Source organism: Corynebacterium sp. 335C (assembly GCF_053525695.1).
The window spans coordinates 461,162-477,998 of sequence record NZ_JASTTB010000001.1 but is presented as its reverse complement, the minus strand read 5'-3'; the positions used below and the strand labels follow the sequence as shown (position 1 = coordinate 477,998).

The following is a 16,837-nucleotide window of genomic DNA, read 5'->3' as shown; positions in this document are numbered from 1 at the left end:
CGGCTTCGCCGGCGGCCCCGTCCACCGCAGCGCATGACCCCGCCCGGGGTGTCCGGATGACGGATGCCCCGGGCGGGGTCGCGTCGTGTCCGCGGGGCGGCCGCCCGGAACGGGGCCGTCCCGCATCCGGGCCCCGCGGCGTCCCGGGTACGCTCGATGATCATGCCCGAGCTGCCCGAAGTAGAGACCATCCGCGCGGGGCTGGCGCCGCACGTCACCGGCCGCCGGGTCTCCGGCGTCCACGTCCTGCGCGATCGTGCGGTGCGTCGCCAGCCGGGCGGGGCGCCGGAGCTCGCCGCCCGGCTCGTCGGCAGGCGCGTCCTCGGCGCCGACCGCCGGGGCAAGTACCTGTGGCTCGACCTCGACGACGGCGGCATGCTGCTGGTTCACCTGGGCATGTCGGGGCAGCTGGTCATCCCGGGCCGCGACGGCGACCCGCACGTCCGGGTCCGCATCGAGCTTGACGACGGGACCCGCCTGGCCTTCCGCGACCAGCGCACCTTCGGGTGGATGTGGGCGTGCGACCCGGCGGCGTCGCGGCACGACGGCCGCATCGTCCCGGCTCCGGCGGCCCATGTCGCCCCCGATCTGCTGGAGGCGACGGCCGACGACCGGCGGGGGCCGGTGCGGCTGGCGCATGCGTTCCGGCGGCGGACGTCGGGCATCAAGCGGGTGCTGCTGAACCAGGAGGTCGTCTCCGGCATCGGCAACATCTACGCCGACGAGATGCTGTGGGCCGCCGGCGTCGACGGGGAGGCCCCGGCCGACGAGCTCGGCGTCCGCCGCCTGACGCGGCTGCTGCGGGAGGGCCGCGCCGTGATGGAGCGGTCCATCGCCGCCGGCGGCACGAGCTTCGACGCGCTGTACGTCCACGTCAACGGGGAGTCCGGGTACTTCTCCCGGGACCTGGCGGTGTACGGGCGGGCGGGGGAGCCGTGCCCCCGCTGCGGGCGCCCCGTCGTCAGGCGCCACTTCATGAACCGGTCGTCGTACCTCTGCGTCTCCTGCCAGCGGTAGCCGCGCGACCGGCCGCCGCAGGGCACGGGCCCGCGCGCGGACCCGCGGCGCGGCGGTCCGGCACGCGCGGACCCGCGGCGCGGCGGTCCGGCACGCCGGGGGCGTCCGCGGGCGGCGGCCCGCCGGCGTCGCCACCGGCCCGGCTCCGCCCGTTCGGGGGTGGGGAAGCGGGGCGAAGCGGGGTAAGCCTGCCCGTTCCCTTTTGTTCGGCAGAGGTTTACGCTCTGTCCCATGGAATGGATGGATACGGCCGTCGACGCCGTCGGAACCTGGAACGACTGGTACTGGCAGTTCATGATCGTGCTGCTCGTCGGCGCGGGCCTGTACTTCTGCGTCCGCACCTTCGTCGTGCAGGTGCGCTACCTGCCCGAGATGTTCCGGGCGATCACGGAGAGCCCCTCCGACATCGCCGAGGGCGTCAAGGGCATCTCCGCCTTCAAGGCGTTCACGATCTCGGCGGCCTCCCGCGTCGGCACGGGCAACGTCGCCGGAGTCGCGGTGGCCATCTCCACCGGCGGCCCCGGCGCCGTGTTCTGGATGTGGCTGCTGGCCATCATCGGCGGCGCCACCAGCTTCGTGGAGTCGACGCTGGCGCAGCTGTACAAGGTGAAGGACAAGGAGTCCTACCGCGGCGGCCCGGCGTACTACATCACCCGCGGCCTCGGCGAGAGCTGGCGGTGGATGGCGGTGCTGTTCGCCATCCTCATCATCGTGACCTACGGCTTCGTCTTCAACGCCGTGCAGTCCAACTCCATCACCGCCGCCGTCGCGGAGTCGACGGGCAACGAGTCGCTGGCCCTGAAGCTGGTCATCGGCGTCGGCCTGGCGCTGCTCACCGCCGTCATCATCTTCGGCGGCGTCCGCCGCATCACCAGCGTCACCCAGATCCTGGTCCCGGTCATGGCCGGCGCGTACATCATCCTGGGCCTGGTCGTGCTGGTGCTGAACATCACCGAGGTGCCGGCGATGCTGGCGCTCATCGTCAAGCACGCCCTGGGCATCGAGCAGATCGCCGGCGCCGCGTTCGGCACCGCGGTCATGCAGGGCATCCGCCGCGGCCTGTTCTCCAACGAGGCCGGCATGGGCTCCACCCCGAACGCCGCCGCCACCGCGTCGGTGTCGCACCCGTGCAAGCAGGGCCTCATCCAGACCCTGGGCGTCTACTTCGACACCCTCGTCGTCTGCACGATGACCGCCGTCATCATCCTGCTGTCCGACCCGACCTACGGCACCGGCGCCGAGGGCACGTCTCTGACGCAGTCCGCCCTGGCGGCGCAGGTCGGCGGCTGGGCCACCCACGCGGTGACCGTCATCATCTTCTTCCTGGCGTTCTCCTCCGTCATCGGCAACTACTACTACGCCGAGGCGAACCTGCCGTTCCTGGCGAAGTCCAAGGCGGCGATGGGCGGCATGCGCGGCCTGGTCGTGCTGTGCGTCCTCGGCGGCGCCATCGGCTCCGTGCCGCTGGTGTGGTCGCTGGCCGACGTGTTCTCCGGCCTCATGGCCACCATCAACATCGCGGCCATCCTGCCTCTCGGCGGCGTCGCCGTGCTGCTGCTGCGCAACTACGCGGCGCAGAAGGCGAAGGGCGTCAATCCGGTGTTCCACCGCGACGACATCCCGGGCCTGCGCGGCCGCATCGAATGCTGGGACGGCTCCGACCCGATGACCGTCGCCGCGAACCACGAGGCGAAGCGGTGAGCGTCTGGGATTCGGAGCGCGGGGCGCAGGACGTCGCCGCCGACGCGCAGCCGGCCCGCCTCGTCGCCTGGGTCCACGGCCACGTGCAGGGCGTCGGCTTCCGCTGGGCGACCCGTTCCGCGGCCCTCGAACGGGGCCTGGCCGGGTACGCGAAGAACTACCCGGACGGCCGTGTCCTCGTCGTCGCCGAGGGGGAGCGCTCCGCCTGCCGGGGCCTGCTGACCTGGCTGCGCGGCCCGGACACGCCCGGGACCGTCGACCTCGTCGTCGACCTGTGGGGAGACCCGAAGGGGGAGTACGACGGGTTCGACCGCCGCTGAGGCGGCGCACGGGCCGCGCCCGGGGCGTCGCAAAGCGAAGACGACGCGGGACGCCGCACCCCCGCACCCCGCGCACCCCACGGTCCGCGGGGTGCCTCCGCATTCGCGTGACGACGGCACCCGCGACGCGCGAACCCCCGATCACCTGCGGCGCGCCCCGCCCGGCCAAGTAACATCCCCGGCATGCACCTCAAATCGCTCACGCTCAAGGGCTTCAAGTCCTTCGCGTCGGCGACGACCCTGAAGTTCGAGCCCGGCATCTGCGCCGTCGTCGGCCCCAACGGCTCGGGCAAGTCCAACGTCGTCGACGCGCTGGCGTGGGTGATGGGCGAGCAGGGCGCGAAGACCCTGCGCGGCGGGTCGATGCAGGACGTCATCTTCGCGGGCACCTCCGGCCGCAAGCCGCTGGGCCGCGCGGAGGTCACGCTCACCATCGACAACTCCGACGGGGCGCTGCCCATCCAGTACTCCGAGGTATCCGTGACGCGGCGCATGTTCCGCGACGGCGCCGGCGAGTACGAGATCAACGGCTCCCGCTGCCGCCTCATGGACGTCCAGGAGCTGCTCAGCGACTCCGGCATCGGCCGTGAGATGCACATCATCGTCGGCCAGGGGCGGCTGGCGCAGATCCTGGAGTCGAAGCCCGAGGAGCGGCGCGCCTACATCGAGGAGGCGGCCGGCGTGCTCAAGCACCGCCGCCGCAAGGAGAAGGCCCAGCGCAAGCTCCAGTCCATGCAGGCCAACCTCGACCGCCTGCAGGACCTCACCGGCGAGCTGCGCCGCCAGCTCAAGCCCCTGGCCCGGCAGGCGGAGGCCGCCCGCCGCGCCCAGACCGTCCAGGCCGACCTGCGCGACGCGAAGCTGCGCATCGCCGCCGCCGACCTCGTCGACCTGCGCGCCGCGCTCGACGACGTCGGCCGCAACGCCCGCCTGCTGGCGGAGAAGGTCGCCGCCGCGGAGGAGGAGGCGGAGCTCGCCGCCGAGCGCCGCACCGAGCTGGAGGCGGAGCTCGACGACGTCACCCCGGCCGCCGAGGCCGCCCGCGAACTGTGGTTCCGTCTGTCCGCCCTGGGGGAGCGCGTCTCCGCCACCCGCCGCATCGCCGCCGACCGCGCCGCCGCCGGCGGGCCCGTGCCGTGGACCGGCCAGGACCCCGACGAGCTGGAGGCCCGCGCCGACCGCGCCGAGGCGGAGCAGGCGGAGCTCGACGAGGCGGAGGAGACCGCCCGCGAGCGCCTGGAGTCCGTCCGCGAGATGCTCGCCGACGCCGAGGACGCCGCCCGCGAGGCCGAGGCCGAGCACCTCGCGGCCGTCCGCGCCATCGCCGACCGCCGCGAGGGCGTCGTCCGCCTCGTCGCCGCCGAGGAGTCCCTCCGCGCGCGCCTGGAGGCCGCGCAGGCGGAGGCGCAGCGCCTCGGCGAGCAGGTCGGGGAGTCCGACGAGCGCCGCGCCGCGGCCGCCGACGCCGCCGAGGAGGCCTCCGCCGAGGTCGCCGGGGCCGAGCTCGCCGGCCCCGACCTCGCCGACGCCGACGAGCGCGCCCGCGCCGAGGCGGAGCTCGCCACCGCGCGCCTGAAGGAGCTGCGCGCCACGGAGCGCGAGGTCGAACGCGCCATCTCCGGGCTCGCCGCGCGCATCGAGGCGCTGGAGCACACCGCCCGCGCCGCCGCGACCGACGGCGCCGGGTGGCTGCGGAAGCGCCATGACCTGCCGACGCTGTCGGACCTCATCGCCGTGCGCCCCGGCTGGGACGCCGCCGTCGCGGCGGCGCTGGGCCCGGCGGCGGAGTCCCTCGTCGGCGATGGCGCCGACCGGCTGGTCGGCGAGCTCGCCGAGGCCGCCGAGGGCCACGCCACCGTCCTGGAACCGGGCGACGGCGCCACGTGGCGCCTCGACGTAGCCCTGCCCGACGGCTGCACGTGGGCGCTCGACGCCGTCACCGCCCCGGCGGACCTCGCCGCCCCGCTGGCGGCGCTGCTGGTCGATGTCGTTCTGGCGCCCGACGCCGCCACCGCCCGCGAGGTCGTCGACGGCGACGCCCGCCTGCGCGCCGCCACCGCCGACGGCCGCCTGGCCGGGCCGGGTTGGGCCTCCGGCGGCGCCGGCGGCGCCCGCAGCTCCGTCGAGGTCGGCGCGGACATCGCCGCCGCCCGCGAGGAGCTGGAGGCCCGCCGCGCCGAGCTCGCCGACCTCGCCGGCGTCCTGTCCGGCGCCGCCGCGGAGGAGGAGGACCGCCGCACCGACGCGGCCGCCGCCCGCGCCGCGCTGCGCGACCACGAGCGGCACCTGAAGACCCTGCGCGACAACGCCACCCGCGCCGCGTCCGCGCTGGCGGGGGTGGAGCACGACGCCTCCCGGGCGACGGCCCGGCGCACCGAGGCCGAGAACCGCGTGGCGACGCTGACCGGCGAGCTCGACGAGATCGCCGACCGCCTCTCCCGCGTCGACGAGGACCCGGCCGACGACGAGCCGTCGACGGAGGAGCGCGACCGCACCGCCACCGCCCTGGCCCAGGCCCGCGCCGTCGAGACGGAGGCCCGGCTGGCGCTGCGCACCGCGGAGGAGCGCGCCGGCGGATCCCGCGGCAAGGCCGAGCGCCTGCGCCGCACCGCCGAGGCCGAGCGCCAGTCCCGCGCCCGGCACGAGGCCGCCCAGCGCCGCCGCGCCGCCGCCCGCGACCGCGCCGCCGCCGTCGAGGACCTCGCCGGCGCCCTGGCCGTCCGGGTGGAGACCGCCCTGGCGCGCGCGGCCGCCGACCGCGACTCCCGCGACGAGGCCCGCCGCGCCGTCACCGCGGCGCTCGGCCAGGCCCGCGACCGCGCCAACGCCACCGCCCAGCAGCTGTCGCGCCTGACGGACTCCGCGCACCAGGGCGACATCGCCCGCGCCGAGGCGCAGCTGCGCGTCGACCAGGCGGAGAAGGAGATCGTCGACCAGCTGGGCATCGGCGTCGACGACCTGCTGGCGGACTACGCCCCGGGCGAGGACTTCGACCGCGCCGCGGAGGTGAAGCGCCGCACGCAGGCGGAGAAGGACCTGCGCTCCCTCGGCCGCGTCAACCCGCTGGCGCTGGAGGAGTACAAGGCGATGGAGGAGCGCCACGGCTTCCTGGCCACGCAGCTGGAGGACGTGCTGCAGGCGCGGAAGGACCTCCTCGGCGTCGTCGACGAGGTCGACGAGACCATCCTGCGGCTGTTCACCGAGGCGTGGCACGACGTCGAGGCGGAGTTCCCGCGCGTCTTCGCCACCCTGTTCCCGGGCGGCGAGGGCCGCATGGTGCTCACCGACCCGGACGACATGCTGACCACCGGCATCGAGCTGGAGGCCCGGCCCCCGGGCAAGAAGGTCAAGCGCCTGTCGCTGCTGTCGGGCGGCGAGAAGTCGCTGACCGCCCTGGCGATGCTGGTGGCCATCTTCCGCGCCCGGCCGTCGCCGTTCTACGTCCTCGACGAGGTCGAGGCCGCGCTTGACGACGTGAACCTGCGCCGCCTCATCGCCCTCCTGGAGGAGCTGCGGTCGACGTCCCAGCTCATCGTGATCACGCACCAGAAGCCCACGATGGACGTCGCCAACGTCCTGTACGGCGTGGCGATGCAGGGCGACGGCGTCACGCGCGTCATCTCCCAGCGCATGCGGCAGGCGGAGCCGAACACGGCGCCGGATCCGGTGGCCGTCGCGGCGGGTGAGGTGCCGGCGGACGGCGCGGAGGCCGGGGACCCGGCGGACCGTGCCGACGGCGCCGCGGACGGCGAAACGGCCGGCGACTGACGTCGCCGGCCGCGCCGGGGTCGGGGGATCGGAGGTCCTAGCGGACGACCTTCCCCTCCCCGCACTTGTCGATGGTGAAGTTGTCCAGCACGCCCTCGGTGACGCCGGAGGAGGACTTCGGGTCGTCGCCGGCCAGCGTGATGTGGGCCGTCAGCTCGAGGCGGCAGGAGTCGACCTCGATGTGCTGGTAGGTCGACAGCTCCTGCGCCCACACGACGCGGTCGGCGCCGTTGTCCGACCAGGAGCGGTTCTCCGGGCCGGCGTCGTAGAACTTCTCGCCTGCGGTGGCGAGGACGTACACCGGGCCGTCGCTGGTGCCGTCGCCCTTGTTGTTGTCCGCCATGTGGCCGCGGGCGTAGGTGTGGTCGTGGCCGTTGAGCACCAGGTCGACGTCGTGGCGCTCGATGATCTCGCCGAACGCCTCGAACTGCTTCGGGTCGTTGCGGGAGTCGGAGCCGTTGAAGACCGGCTGGTGGAACATGACGATGGACCACTGGTGCGGGTTGGACTCCAGCGCCTCGTCGAGGAAGGCGGCCTGCTTGCCGTAGAACAGCGAGTTCGCGGACAGGGAGATGATCCGCACGCCCTGGTGGTCGACGTAGTACGTCGAGTCCTGGATGGGGGCCGGGCCGTTCTTCGGGTGCTCGAAGTGGTTGCGGAACGCCTGGCCGGAGGCGTCGGTGTACTCGTGGTTGCCGATGGAGTGCAGCATCTGCGTCGTCGCGGGCACGCCGTCCATGGCGGAGAAGTAGTCGGCCCACTCCCCGTCGTCCAGCGCCACGTCGATCTGGTCGCCGGTCTGCAGCAGCAGGTCCGCGTCCGGCACGCCGGCGAAGGCGGCGCGGGCGGTGACCGGCCAGTCGGTGTCCAGGCCGTTCTGCGCGTCGCCGAAGAAGATGATGTCCGACGGGGCGAAGCCCGCCTGCGCGGTGTCGAACGCGTACCACGGGCCGGCCGGCTCGCCCGCGGGGACGATGCGGTACTCGTAGCCGGAGCCGGCGGCCAGGCCCTCGATGGTCGCGGTGTGGTGGTAGCCGCCGAAGCCCGGGGCGGCGTCCGCCGGAACCGACGCGGTCTCGCCGCCGCCGGCCGGGCGGTACTCCACGGTCGCGCCGCGGGCCGGGAGCAGGAAGGACACGTAGACGGCGGTGGAGGCGTCGGCCAGCGGGGAGATGACGATGCGGGAGGCGGTCTCCGCCGCCTGCGCCTCGTCCGACGGGGCGGCCGGGGCGGGGGAGAGGTCGCCCGCCGGGACGGCCGGCTCGCCGGAGTGGTCGGCGTCGGGGCCGGCGGCGTCGCCGGCGCCCTCGGAGCCCTCCGCGCCCGCGCCCTCGGCGCCCGCGTCCTCCTGCGGGACCTCGCCCGCGGACTTCACCGGGGCGGCCGGGGCGTCCTCGCCGGCCTGCAGCAGCCCGCCGAACGGCAGGTCCCCCAGCGGGGAGGCGACGGCGGCCGGCGCCAGACCGAGCACGAGGGCGGTGGCGGAGGCGGCGGCGAGGCCGCCGCGGACGGCGCGGGACTGGGGGCGCAGGGGCATGGGGCTGCTCTTTCCGGTTCGGGGACGGGTCATCTCAGCGCGACACCATGCCAATGTGACGTGTCCTCAACCTCGCACCCGGGTGAACCGGAGGTTACGCGGAAAGGGCGATCCGGCCACATGAGGATTCGTCGGGGAAACGGCGCCGGGCCGCCCCTCCGCACGATCCCGCCGCACGGTTCCGCGGCGCGGCCGGCCCGGGCGGCGGCCGTCGTCACGCGAACATGCGGAAGCCCCCGCCGCGGGGGCGGGGGCCACGGGGCCGGGGCGGCGGCCGTCGTCACGCGAACACGCGGGCGCAGCACCCGCGCGCGGCGCGCGACGCGGGCGCTACGCCAGCGCCTTGCCCGGGTTGAACAGGCCCTTCGGGTCCAGCGTCGCCTTGATGGCGCGCTGCACCGCGACGCCGACCTCGCCGAGCTCCTCCGCGAGGAACTCCTGCTTCAGCGTGCCGACGCCATGCTCGCCCGTCAGCGTCCCGCCGAGCTCCAGCGCCGCCCGGAACATCTCCTTCGCGGCCGCCCACACCTCCGGCGGAATCTCCGTCGCCGGGCGGTCGTCCCACACGAACACCGGGTGCAGGTTGCCGTCGCCGGCGTGCGCGCACGTGTAGACCGTCAGGCCGTGGGCGGCGGCGATCTCGTCGACGCGGCGCATCATCTCCGACAGCGCCGACCGCGGGACGCACATGTCCTCCGTCAGGTAGTGGCCCATCCGCTCGATGGCCGGCAGCCCCAGGCGGCGGATCTCCACGAGCTGATCGGACTCTGCGCGCGTCTCCGCGACCATCACGTCGACCGCGCCGTGCGACTCGAAGCACTCCGCCATCCGGGCGCCGCGCTCCGCGCCGCCCTCGCCCCGCACCTGCGCCAGCAGCAGGCCCGCGTAGCCGGAGTAGTCCGTGCCCTTCCAGTCGTCGATGGCCTTCAGCGTGTTGCGGTCCATGAACTCCATCAGCTCGGGGTCCAGGCCGCGGCGCATCGCGTCGGCGACGGCGTCCATCGCGTTGGAGACGTCGTCGAAGCCGGCGAGGATCGTCGTCGGCTCGTCCGTCGGGCGCGGCAGCAGCGCCACGGTCGCCTCGACGATGACGCCGAGCGTGCCCTCCGACCCCACGAACAGGCCGACGAGGTCGAGGCCCGACACGCCCTTCACCGTCTGGTGGCCCGTCTTCAGCACCCGCCCGTCGGGCAGCACCACCGTTACGTCGCGGACGTGGGCGCGGGTGACGCCGTACTTCACGCACCGCAGGCCGCCCGCGTTGGTGGCGAGGTTGCCGCCGATGGAGCACATCCGCACCGACGACGGATCCGGCGCGTACATCAGACCGTACTCCGCGGCCGCCGCGTCGACGTCCGCCGTGACGGCGCCGGGCTGCACCCGCGCGGTGAAGTCGTGGGCGTTGACCTCGATGTCCCGCATCCGCGACACGGAGATGACGAGGCAGCCGTCCGTCGCCGTGGAGCCGCCCGCCAGGCCGGAGCCGGCGCCTCGCGTGACGACGGGGACCTCGTTGGCGTCGGCCCACTTCACCGCGGCGACGACGTCCTCCGTGCACGTCGCGAGCACCGCCGCGACGGCGCGGCCGGGCGCGATGGTGTCGGTGTGGTCCCGCGACTGCGTGTCCACCAGATCCGGGTCCGTCAGCACGGCCTTGTCCGGCAGCGCGTCGATGAGGTCCTGGATGCGGGGGTGGGCGGTGGCGTTGTCCATGGTCGGCATCGTAGACGGTGACCCGTCATGCTCCGGGCGGAGGGGAGGGCGGGGCGGCCGCCGGCGGGCGGGCCGGCCGGGGGAGGATGGGCCGGTGTCCGCCGTCGCCGGGCGGGGCGGCCGGAGGGGTGCTGCTGACAGGCGGCGCCGCTGCTGCCAGACTGTGGGGCATGGAACCTATCGTCTGGATCATCCTTGCGGCGGTCGTCGTCGTCCTCCTCATCGCCATCCTCCTCATCGTCGGGGCGGTGCGGCGCAAGAACCGCACCATCTCCTTCGAGGAGAAGAAGGAGGAGCCGCGCGAGCTGACCCGCGAGGAGAAGTCGGGCAACTACCAGGCCCAGGGCGGCTTCAACTTCTCCGCCGGCCCCGCCGTCGCCGACCCGGCGAAGGAGAAGGAGCCGGAGGTCCTGCCCGGCCAGGAGCTCGGCGGGCGGAAGGACAAGGAAGCGCCGGCGCAGCCGATGACCCCGCCGGTCGTGCCGCCGGCCGCCCCCGCGGAGCCGAAGCCGGAGCCGAAGGCCGAGCCGGCGCCGGAGCCGGAGACCACGCCGGAGCCGGAGGTTGAGCCGGAGTCGAAGGCCTCGCCGGAGGTTGCGCCGGAGGCCACGGCGCCCGCGCCGGAGGTCGAGCCGGAGCCGGAGGTCAAGCCGGTCGAGCCGGAGGTCCAGCCGGAGGCCGTCGAGCCGGCCGAGCCGGAGGTTCAGCCGGAGGCCGCCCCGGAGCCGGAGGCCCCCGCCGACCGGACCGACGAGTCCATCGCCCCCACCGCCGTGCCCCCGGCCGACGTCGAGCCGGAGATCGCCGACGAGGCGGAGGGAACCGTCGTCACGCCCTCCGATGACGAGCGTGCCGCGGACGCCGATGCGCAGGCCCTGCACCCGGACGCCGAGCCCGTCCCCGAGGTCGCCGACGCCCCGGCCGAGGCCGTCGACGCCGGCGAGTCCGTCGCCGCCCCGGCGCCCGCGGAGCCGCAGGAGCTCGACCGGATCGACGACCCGGAGGGCCGCATCGGCCGCCTCCGCGGACGCCTCGCCCGCTCCCAGTCCGCCATCGGCGGCTCCGTGCTCGGCCTCCTCGGCGCCGGCGACCTGGACGAGGACGCCTGGGAGGAGATCGAGGACACCCTCATCATGGCGGACCTGGGCGCCGAGTCGACCATGTCCGTCGTCGACAAGCTCCGCGAGCGCATCGCCTCCCGCGGCGTCTCCTCCGAGGCCGAGGCCCGCGCCCTGCTGCGCGAGGTGCTCATCGAGGAGTGCGGCCCCGACATGGACCGCTCCATCCGCGCTCTGCCCCACGAGGGCAAGCCCGCCGTCGTCCTCGTCGTCGGCGTCAACGGCACCGGCAAGACGACGACCGTCGGCAAGCTCGCCCGCGTCCTCGTCGCCCAGGGCCACAAGGTCCTCCTCGGCGCCGCCGACACCTTCCGCGCCGCCGCCGCCGACCAGCTCGAGACCTGGGGCCGCCGCGTCGGCGCCGACACCGTCCGCGGCGCCGAGGGCGCCGACCCCGCCTCGGTCGCGTTCGACGCCGTCGCCACCGGCGTCGACCAGGGCGCCGACGTCGTCCTCGTCGACACCGCTGGCCGCCTCCACACCTCCCAGGGCCTCATGGACCAGCTGGGCAAGGTCAAGCGCGTCGTCGAGAAGAAGGCCAAGGTCGACGAGGTCATCCTCGTCCTCGACGCCACCGTCGGGCAGAACGGCCTCATGCAGGCGCGCATCTTCCGCGACGTCGTCGACATCACCGGCGTCGCCCTGACCAAGCTCGACGGCACCGCCAAGGGCGGCATCGTCTTCCAGGTCCAGCACGAGCTCGGCGTGCCCGTGAAGCTCGTCGGCCTCGGCGAGGGAGCCGACCACCTCGCTCCGTTCGAGCCGGAGGGCTTCGTCGACGCCCTGCTCGGCGGCAAGGGGAAGTAGTGCTTTTGCCCTGATGGGCGTCGCTGCGTAGCCGCGGTTTCGCGGTGTCGCAGGGCCGCATAGCCTCGGTGCTGCAGTGTCGCGGTGCCGCGTAGCCGCGGTGGAGGCCGCCGGGTCGTCTGGCTCGGCGGCCTTTTCGCGTGCCGGGGGCCGTCCGGGGGTTTTCACGTGTCCGGGGCGTTGGCCGTTTCGCCTGTTCGGGAGGGGAGCCCTTTTCACTCGCTCAGGGAGGGCAGCGGAGTGCGCTTCCGGCGCCGGAGCGTCGGCGTCCGAGGGGTTAAGGGCTTTTAGCGGGATGAACGCGACGAAATCGGCGGCAAAAGCCCAGGAGCCGAATCGCGTTCATCCCGCTAAACCGCATTAACCCCCTGTCGGGCCGGAGCCGGGCGGTGGTCAGCGGTGGCCGGCGGTTGTCGGCGATGGCCGGAGTTGGTTGGGGGCTGACGGGGCCGGGGAGCGCCGAAGCTGCAGGTCCGGGGACTCGTAAACCCGCATGACCGTGCATGTCGACGGGGTTAACGGGATTTAGCGGCCCGTACGCGACAGATTCGGCGGCAAAACCCCAGGTGCCGGATCGTGTTTGGGCCGCTAAACCGCATTAACCCCCGCCAGGTGGGGATGGGGGCGGTGGATTCGGGGCACGCGGTTCGTCCGGCCGGCGACGGAGGAGCGTTGGACGGGTTCGGCCGGGCGGGCGAGGGGCGGAGAGGAGTGGAGCGGGCCGCTGAGGCGGGTCGTGGGCATCGGAACGCGTATGCCGATGGGGTTAACGCGCTTTAGCGGGCCAGGCGCACGAGTGGTCCTGGGGTTTTGGGGTCGGTTTTGAGGTGTTGGGCCCGCTAAAGGGCGTTAACCCCTGGTGCGGGGTGCCGGCGCCCGGGTGTGGGCGGGGTTGTCGGCCGCCGGGGCGGCATTGAGGGCCGTCGGGGCCGGGTTGAGGGGTCGGCGGGGCGGGGTTGACGCAGCGCCGGCGGGTGGGAGAGGGGAGGGGGCGTGCAGGCTCCCACGGTTTCCGCGATGCGGAAGATATTGACGCCGGAGAGGGGGAGTACGGCGCCCGGCGGGAACCCGGCGGCGTGCCGGCGGAGTCCCGGCGGCGAGCCTGGGAGGCGGCTGCGGCACGACGGAGTCCCGGCAGGGCCCCGCCGCCGACCCCGCCGGCGCCCCGCCGCCGACCCCGCCGGCGCCCCGCCGCCGACCCCGCCGGCGCCCCGCCGCCGACCCCGCCGGCGCCCGCCGCGGCCGCGCAACAGGCCTCGCATTCCGTCGTAACGCACACGAAAAATAAACCGCCATTACGGCCGCATCACGTGACGAAAGGAGATGAACACGTAACCTTCGGCGCCGAATCGGCGAAACACGGCCCCGGCATTCTCAGGAGCGTCAAAGGAAACGACCCCACCGGGCCGCTCTGCGGACCCGGTGCCACCGGAGGAGACTCGATGACACCGGATCAGATGATGACAAACTCGGGCAACGCATCATGGATGCTCATCTCGGCGGCACTCGTGCTGCTGATGACCCCCGCCCTCGCGCTGTTCTACGGCGGCATGGCCGGACGCCGCGCCGCCATCAACATGATGATGATGTCCTTCGGCGCCATGGGCGTCGTCGGCGTCATCTACGTCCTGTGGGGCTGGTCGATGTCCTACGGCACCCAGTCCATCGCGGGCATCTTCTCCAACCCGTTCGAGATGTTCGGCCTCACCGACCAGATCGTCGACGCCGAGGGCAACTACGTCGAGGGCGCCTACGGCTACGCCAACGTCATCGACATCTGCTTCCAGCTGACGTTCGCCATCATCTCCACCGCGCTGATCTCCGGCGCGCTGGCCGGCCGCGTGAAGTTCGGCACCTGGATGGTCTTCACCGGCCTGTGGGCGACGTTCGCGTACTTCCCGATGGCCCACATGGTGTGGGGCGGCGGCCTGCTCAGCCACTCCGAGTCCGGCCTGGCCGCCAAGATGTTCGGCACCGTCACCGAGGACGGCGAGACCGTCGCCGCCATCGCGCCCATCGACTTCGCGGGCGGCACCGTCGTCCACATCAACGCCGGCATGGCGGCCCTGGTCCTGGTCCTGGTCATCGGCAAGTCCCTGTCCTTCATGCAGGCCCCGCACCGCCCGCACAACCTGCCGCTGGTCATGCTCGGCGCCGCGCTGCTGTGGTTCGGCTGGTTCGGCTTCAACGGCGGCTCCGCCTTCGCCGCCGACGGCGCCGCGGGCCTGGCGTGGCTGAACACCACCGCCGCGACTGCCGCCGCGATGCTCGCCTGGCTCGCCGTGGAGCGCATCCGCGACGGCCACTCCACCTCCCTGGGCGCCGCGTCCGGCATCGTCGCCGGCCTGGTCGCCATCACCCCGGCCGCGGGCACGATGACCCCGGTGACCTCCCTCATCCTCGGCGCGGTCGGCGGCGTGCTGGCCTGCCTGGGCGTCGGCCTGAAGTACCGCTTCGGCTACGATGACTCCCTCGACGTGGTCGGCGTGCACCTGGTCGCCGGCCTGTGGGGCACCGTGGCGGTCGGCCTGCTGGCCACCGACAAGGGCTGGCTGACCGGCGGCGTCGACGGCTTCAAGCTCTTCGTCGTCCAGATCGTCATCGCCCTGGTCGCCATGGCCTTCACCGGCGTCGTCACCCTCATCCTGGCGCTGCTGCTGAAGAAGACGATGGGCTGGCGCATCGGCGGCACCGCCGAGACCGCGGGCATCGACTCCTCGGTCCACGGAGAGGACGCCTACCGCTACGACGACGAGGAGCTCCTCTCCGACTCCTCCGAGGAGGAGCCCGTCGCCGCCGCGGCCCGCTAGGGCCCCGGGTCCGCGCGGACGGCGCGCGGGCCGGGTCGCCCGCCGCGTCCGACGCACCCGTTCCGTCGCCACCGGTTTCCGCGTGACGACGTCCACCGCCCCGCCCGGCACCCGCCGGGCGGGGCGGCCGCGCGTTTCCGGCGCGGGAGGGGAGCGGTCGGCGTCGTCACGCGCGGCCCGGCGACGCGCCCGCCGCATCCCGCGGCGACCCTCCCTGGGCCACGTGCCGCGCGCCGCACCCCACGTGCCGCACGGCACCGCCTGGACCGGCGGCGGACGCCGGCGGGTATGGTTACGGGGTTGAAGCCCGACCGGGGGCGGCGGCCGTCGACCGCCGCGACCCCGCCGACCACAGACACAGGGAGCAGACGCCACGTGTTCGAATCGCTGTCCGACAGGCTCACCGGCGCACTGAAGGATCTGCGCGGCAAGGGCCGCCTGAGCGAGGCCGACATCAACGCCACGGCCCGCGAGATCCGCCTGGCGCTGCTGGAGGCCGACGTCTCGCTGACGGTCGTCCGCGCCTTCATCAAGCGGATCAAGGAGCGCGCCGCCTCCGCGGAGGTGTCGCAGGCGCTGAACCCGGCGCAGCAGGTCGTCAAGATCGTCAACGAGGAGCTCATCCAGATCCTCGGCGGCGAGACCCGCCGCCTCAACATGGCGAAGAACCCGCCGACCGTCATCATGCTCGCGGGCCTCCAGGGCGCCGGCAAGACGACGCTGGCGGGCAAGCTGGCGAAGCACCTGGCGAAGCAGGGCCACACCCCGGTGCTGGTGGCGTGCGACCTGCAGCGCCCGGGCGCCGTCCAGCAGCTGGAGATCGTCGGCGAGCGCGCCGGCGTCCCGACGTTCGCGCCGTTCCCCGGCACCGCCGTCGACTCCGTCCACGAGATGGGCACGTCCGGCGACGACCCGGTGGAGGCCGCCCGCCGCGGCATGGCGTTCGCCCGCCAGCACCGCCACGACGTGGTCATCGTCGACACCGCCGGCCGCCTCGGCATCGACGAGGTGCTGATGAAGCAGGCGTCCGACATCCGCGACGCCATCAACCCGGACGAGGTCCTGTTCGTCATCGACTCGATGATCGGCCAGGACGCCGTCACCACGGCGCAGGCGTTCCGCGACGGCGTCGACTTCACCGGCGTGGTCCTGACGAAGCTGGACGGCGACGCCCGCGGCGGCGCCGCCCTGTCGATCCGCGAGGTCACCGGCAAGCCGATCCTCTTCGCGTCGACGGGCGAGAAGCTGGAGGACTTCGACGTCTTCCACCCGGACCGCATGGCCAACCGCATCCTCGGCATGGGCGACATCCTGACGCTCATCGAGCAGGCGGAGCAGGTCTTCGACGCCAAGCAGGCGGAGGCCACGGCCGCGAAGATGGGCACCGGCGAGCTGACGCTCGACGACTTCCTCGAGCAGATGCTGATGATCCGCCGCATGGGGCCCATCGGCAACCTGCTGAAGATGATGCCGGGCGGCTCCCAGATGTCGGAGATCGCCGACATGGTCGACGAGAAGCAGCTCGACCGGGTGCAGGCGATCATCCGCGGCATGACGCCGGAGGAGCGCGCCAACCCGAAGATCCTCAACGCCTCCCGCCGCAAGCGCATCGCCAACGGCTCCGGCGTCACCGTCTCGGACATCAACCAGCTGGTCGACCGGTTCAACGAGGCGAAGAAGATGATGGGCCAGATGGCCGGCCGCATGGGCCTGCCGGGCGGCCGCAAGAACAACCGCAAGCGCAAGAAGGGCCGCAAGGGCGGCGGCGGCCGGGGCCCGCAGGGGATGCCCGGGATGCCGGGGATGCCGGGCATGGAGGGCATGCCCGACATGAAGGAGCTGCAGAAGCAGTTCGGCGACCAGCTGCCCCCGGGCATGGACGACATCGACCTGTCGAAGCTCGACCTCGGCGGCGGCCCCCAGGGCCCCGGCGGCGTGCCGAAGGGCTACTCCGCCCGCCCGCCGGCGAAGGGCAAGAACGGGCCGAAGCGCAAGCGCCGCTAGGCCTTCTCCCCGGCTGCCCCCGGGAACGACGACGCCGCCCGC

The 16,837-nt window shown here is 73.8% G+C and carries 9 protein-coding genes; 7 read left to right on the top strand and 2 right to left on the bottom strand.

The window, feature by feature from the left end:
• The first annotated feature begins 162 nt into the window (after nucleotides 1-162).
• The 4 genes from mutM (at nucleotide 163) to smc (ending at nucleotide 6,806) form a co-directional block, all read left to right on the top strand.
• Nucleotides 163-1,017 (top strand): bifunctional DNA-formamidopyrimidine glycosylase/DNA-(apurinic or apyrimidinic site) lyase, encoded by an 855-nt coding sequence (gene mutM / locus QQS41_RS02070; protein ID WP_448851035.1) that lies wholly within the window; start codon nucleotides 163-165, stop codon nucleotides 1,015-1,017.
• A 240-nt stretch (nucleotides 1,018-1,257) separates the two neighbouring features.
• On the top strand, nucleotides 1,258-2,718 hold the full coding sequence (locus QQS41_RS02065) for an alanine/glycine:cation symporter family protein (RefSeq protein ID WP_448851943.1): 1,461 nt from the start codon (nucleotides 1,258-1,260) through the stop codon (nucleotides 2,716-2,718).
• Nucleotides 2,715-3,038 carry an acylphosphatase gene (locus QQS41_RS02060; RefSeq protein WP_448851034.1) on the top strand — a complete coding sequence of 108 codons (324 nt, stop codon included), beginning with the start codon at nucleotides 2,715-2,717 and terminating at the stop codon, nucleotides 3,036-3,038. Before QQS41_RS02065 ends, QQS41_RS02060 begins: the two co-directional genes overlap by 4 nt.
• Nucleotides 3,039-3,221: 183 nt before the next feature.
• On the top strand, nucleotides 3,222-6,806 hold the full coding sequence (gene smc, locus QQS41_RS02055) for a chromosome segregation protein SMC (protein WP_448851033.1): 3,585 nt from the start codon (nucleotides 3,222-3,224) through the stop codon (nucleotides 6,804-6,806).
• A gap of 37 nt (nucleotides 6,807-6,843) precedes the next feature.
• On the opposite strand, the gene QQS41_RS02050 is transcribed toward smc, so the two are convergent.
• Nucleotides 6,844-8,343, bottom strand: a complete 1,500-nt coding sequence (locus QQS41_RS02050) for a metallophosphoesterase (RefSeq protein ID WP_448851032.1) — start codon at nucleotides 8,341-8,343, stop codon at nucleotides 6,844-6,846.
• 330 nt (nucleotides 8,344-8,673) lie between these two features.
• Nucleotides 8,674-10,056, bottom strand: a complete 1,383-nt coding sequence (locus QQS41_RS02045) for an FAD-binding oxidoreductase (protein ID WP_448851031.1) — start codon at nucleotides 10,054-10,056, stop codon at nucleotides 8,674-8,676.
• Nucleotides 10,057-10,226: 170 nt separating this feature from the next.
• Here QQS41_RS02045 and ftsY point away from each other — a divergent pair, with 170 nt between their 5' ends.
• From ftsY to ffh, 3 genes are all read left to right on the top strand, one after another.
• Complete coding sequence (gene ftsY, locus QQS41_RS02040) at nucleotides 10,227-11,981, top strand: signal recognition particle-docking protein FtsY (protein WP_448851030.1); 1,755 nt, start codon at nucleotides 10,227-10,229, stop codon at nucleotides 11,979-11,981.
• Between the two features lie 1,442 nt (nucleotides 11,982-13,423).
• Nucleotides 13,424-14,791: an ammonium transporter gene (locus tag QQS41_RS02035; RefSeq protein WP_448851029.1), complete on the top strand. Its 1,368-nt coding sequence runs from the start codon at nucleotides 13,424-13,426 to the stop codon at nucleotides 14,789-14,791.
• Between the two features lie 375 nt (nucleotides 14,792-15,166).
• A complete protein-coding gene (gene ffh / locus QQS41_RS02030) occupies nucleotides 15,167-16,795 on the top strand; it encodes a signal recognition particle protein (RefSeq protein ID WP_448851028.1) in 1,629 nt (542 codons plus the stop codon).
• Nucleotides 16,796-16,837: the final 42 nt, after the last annotated feature.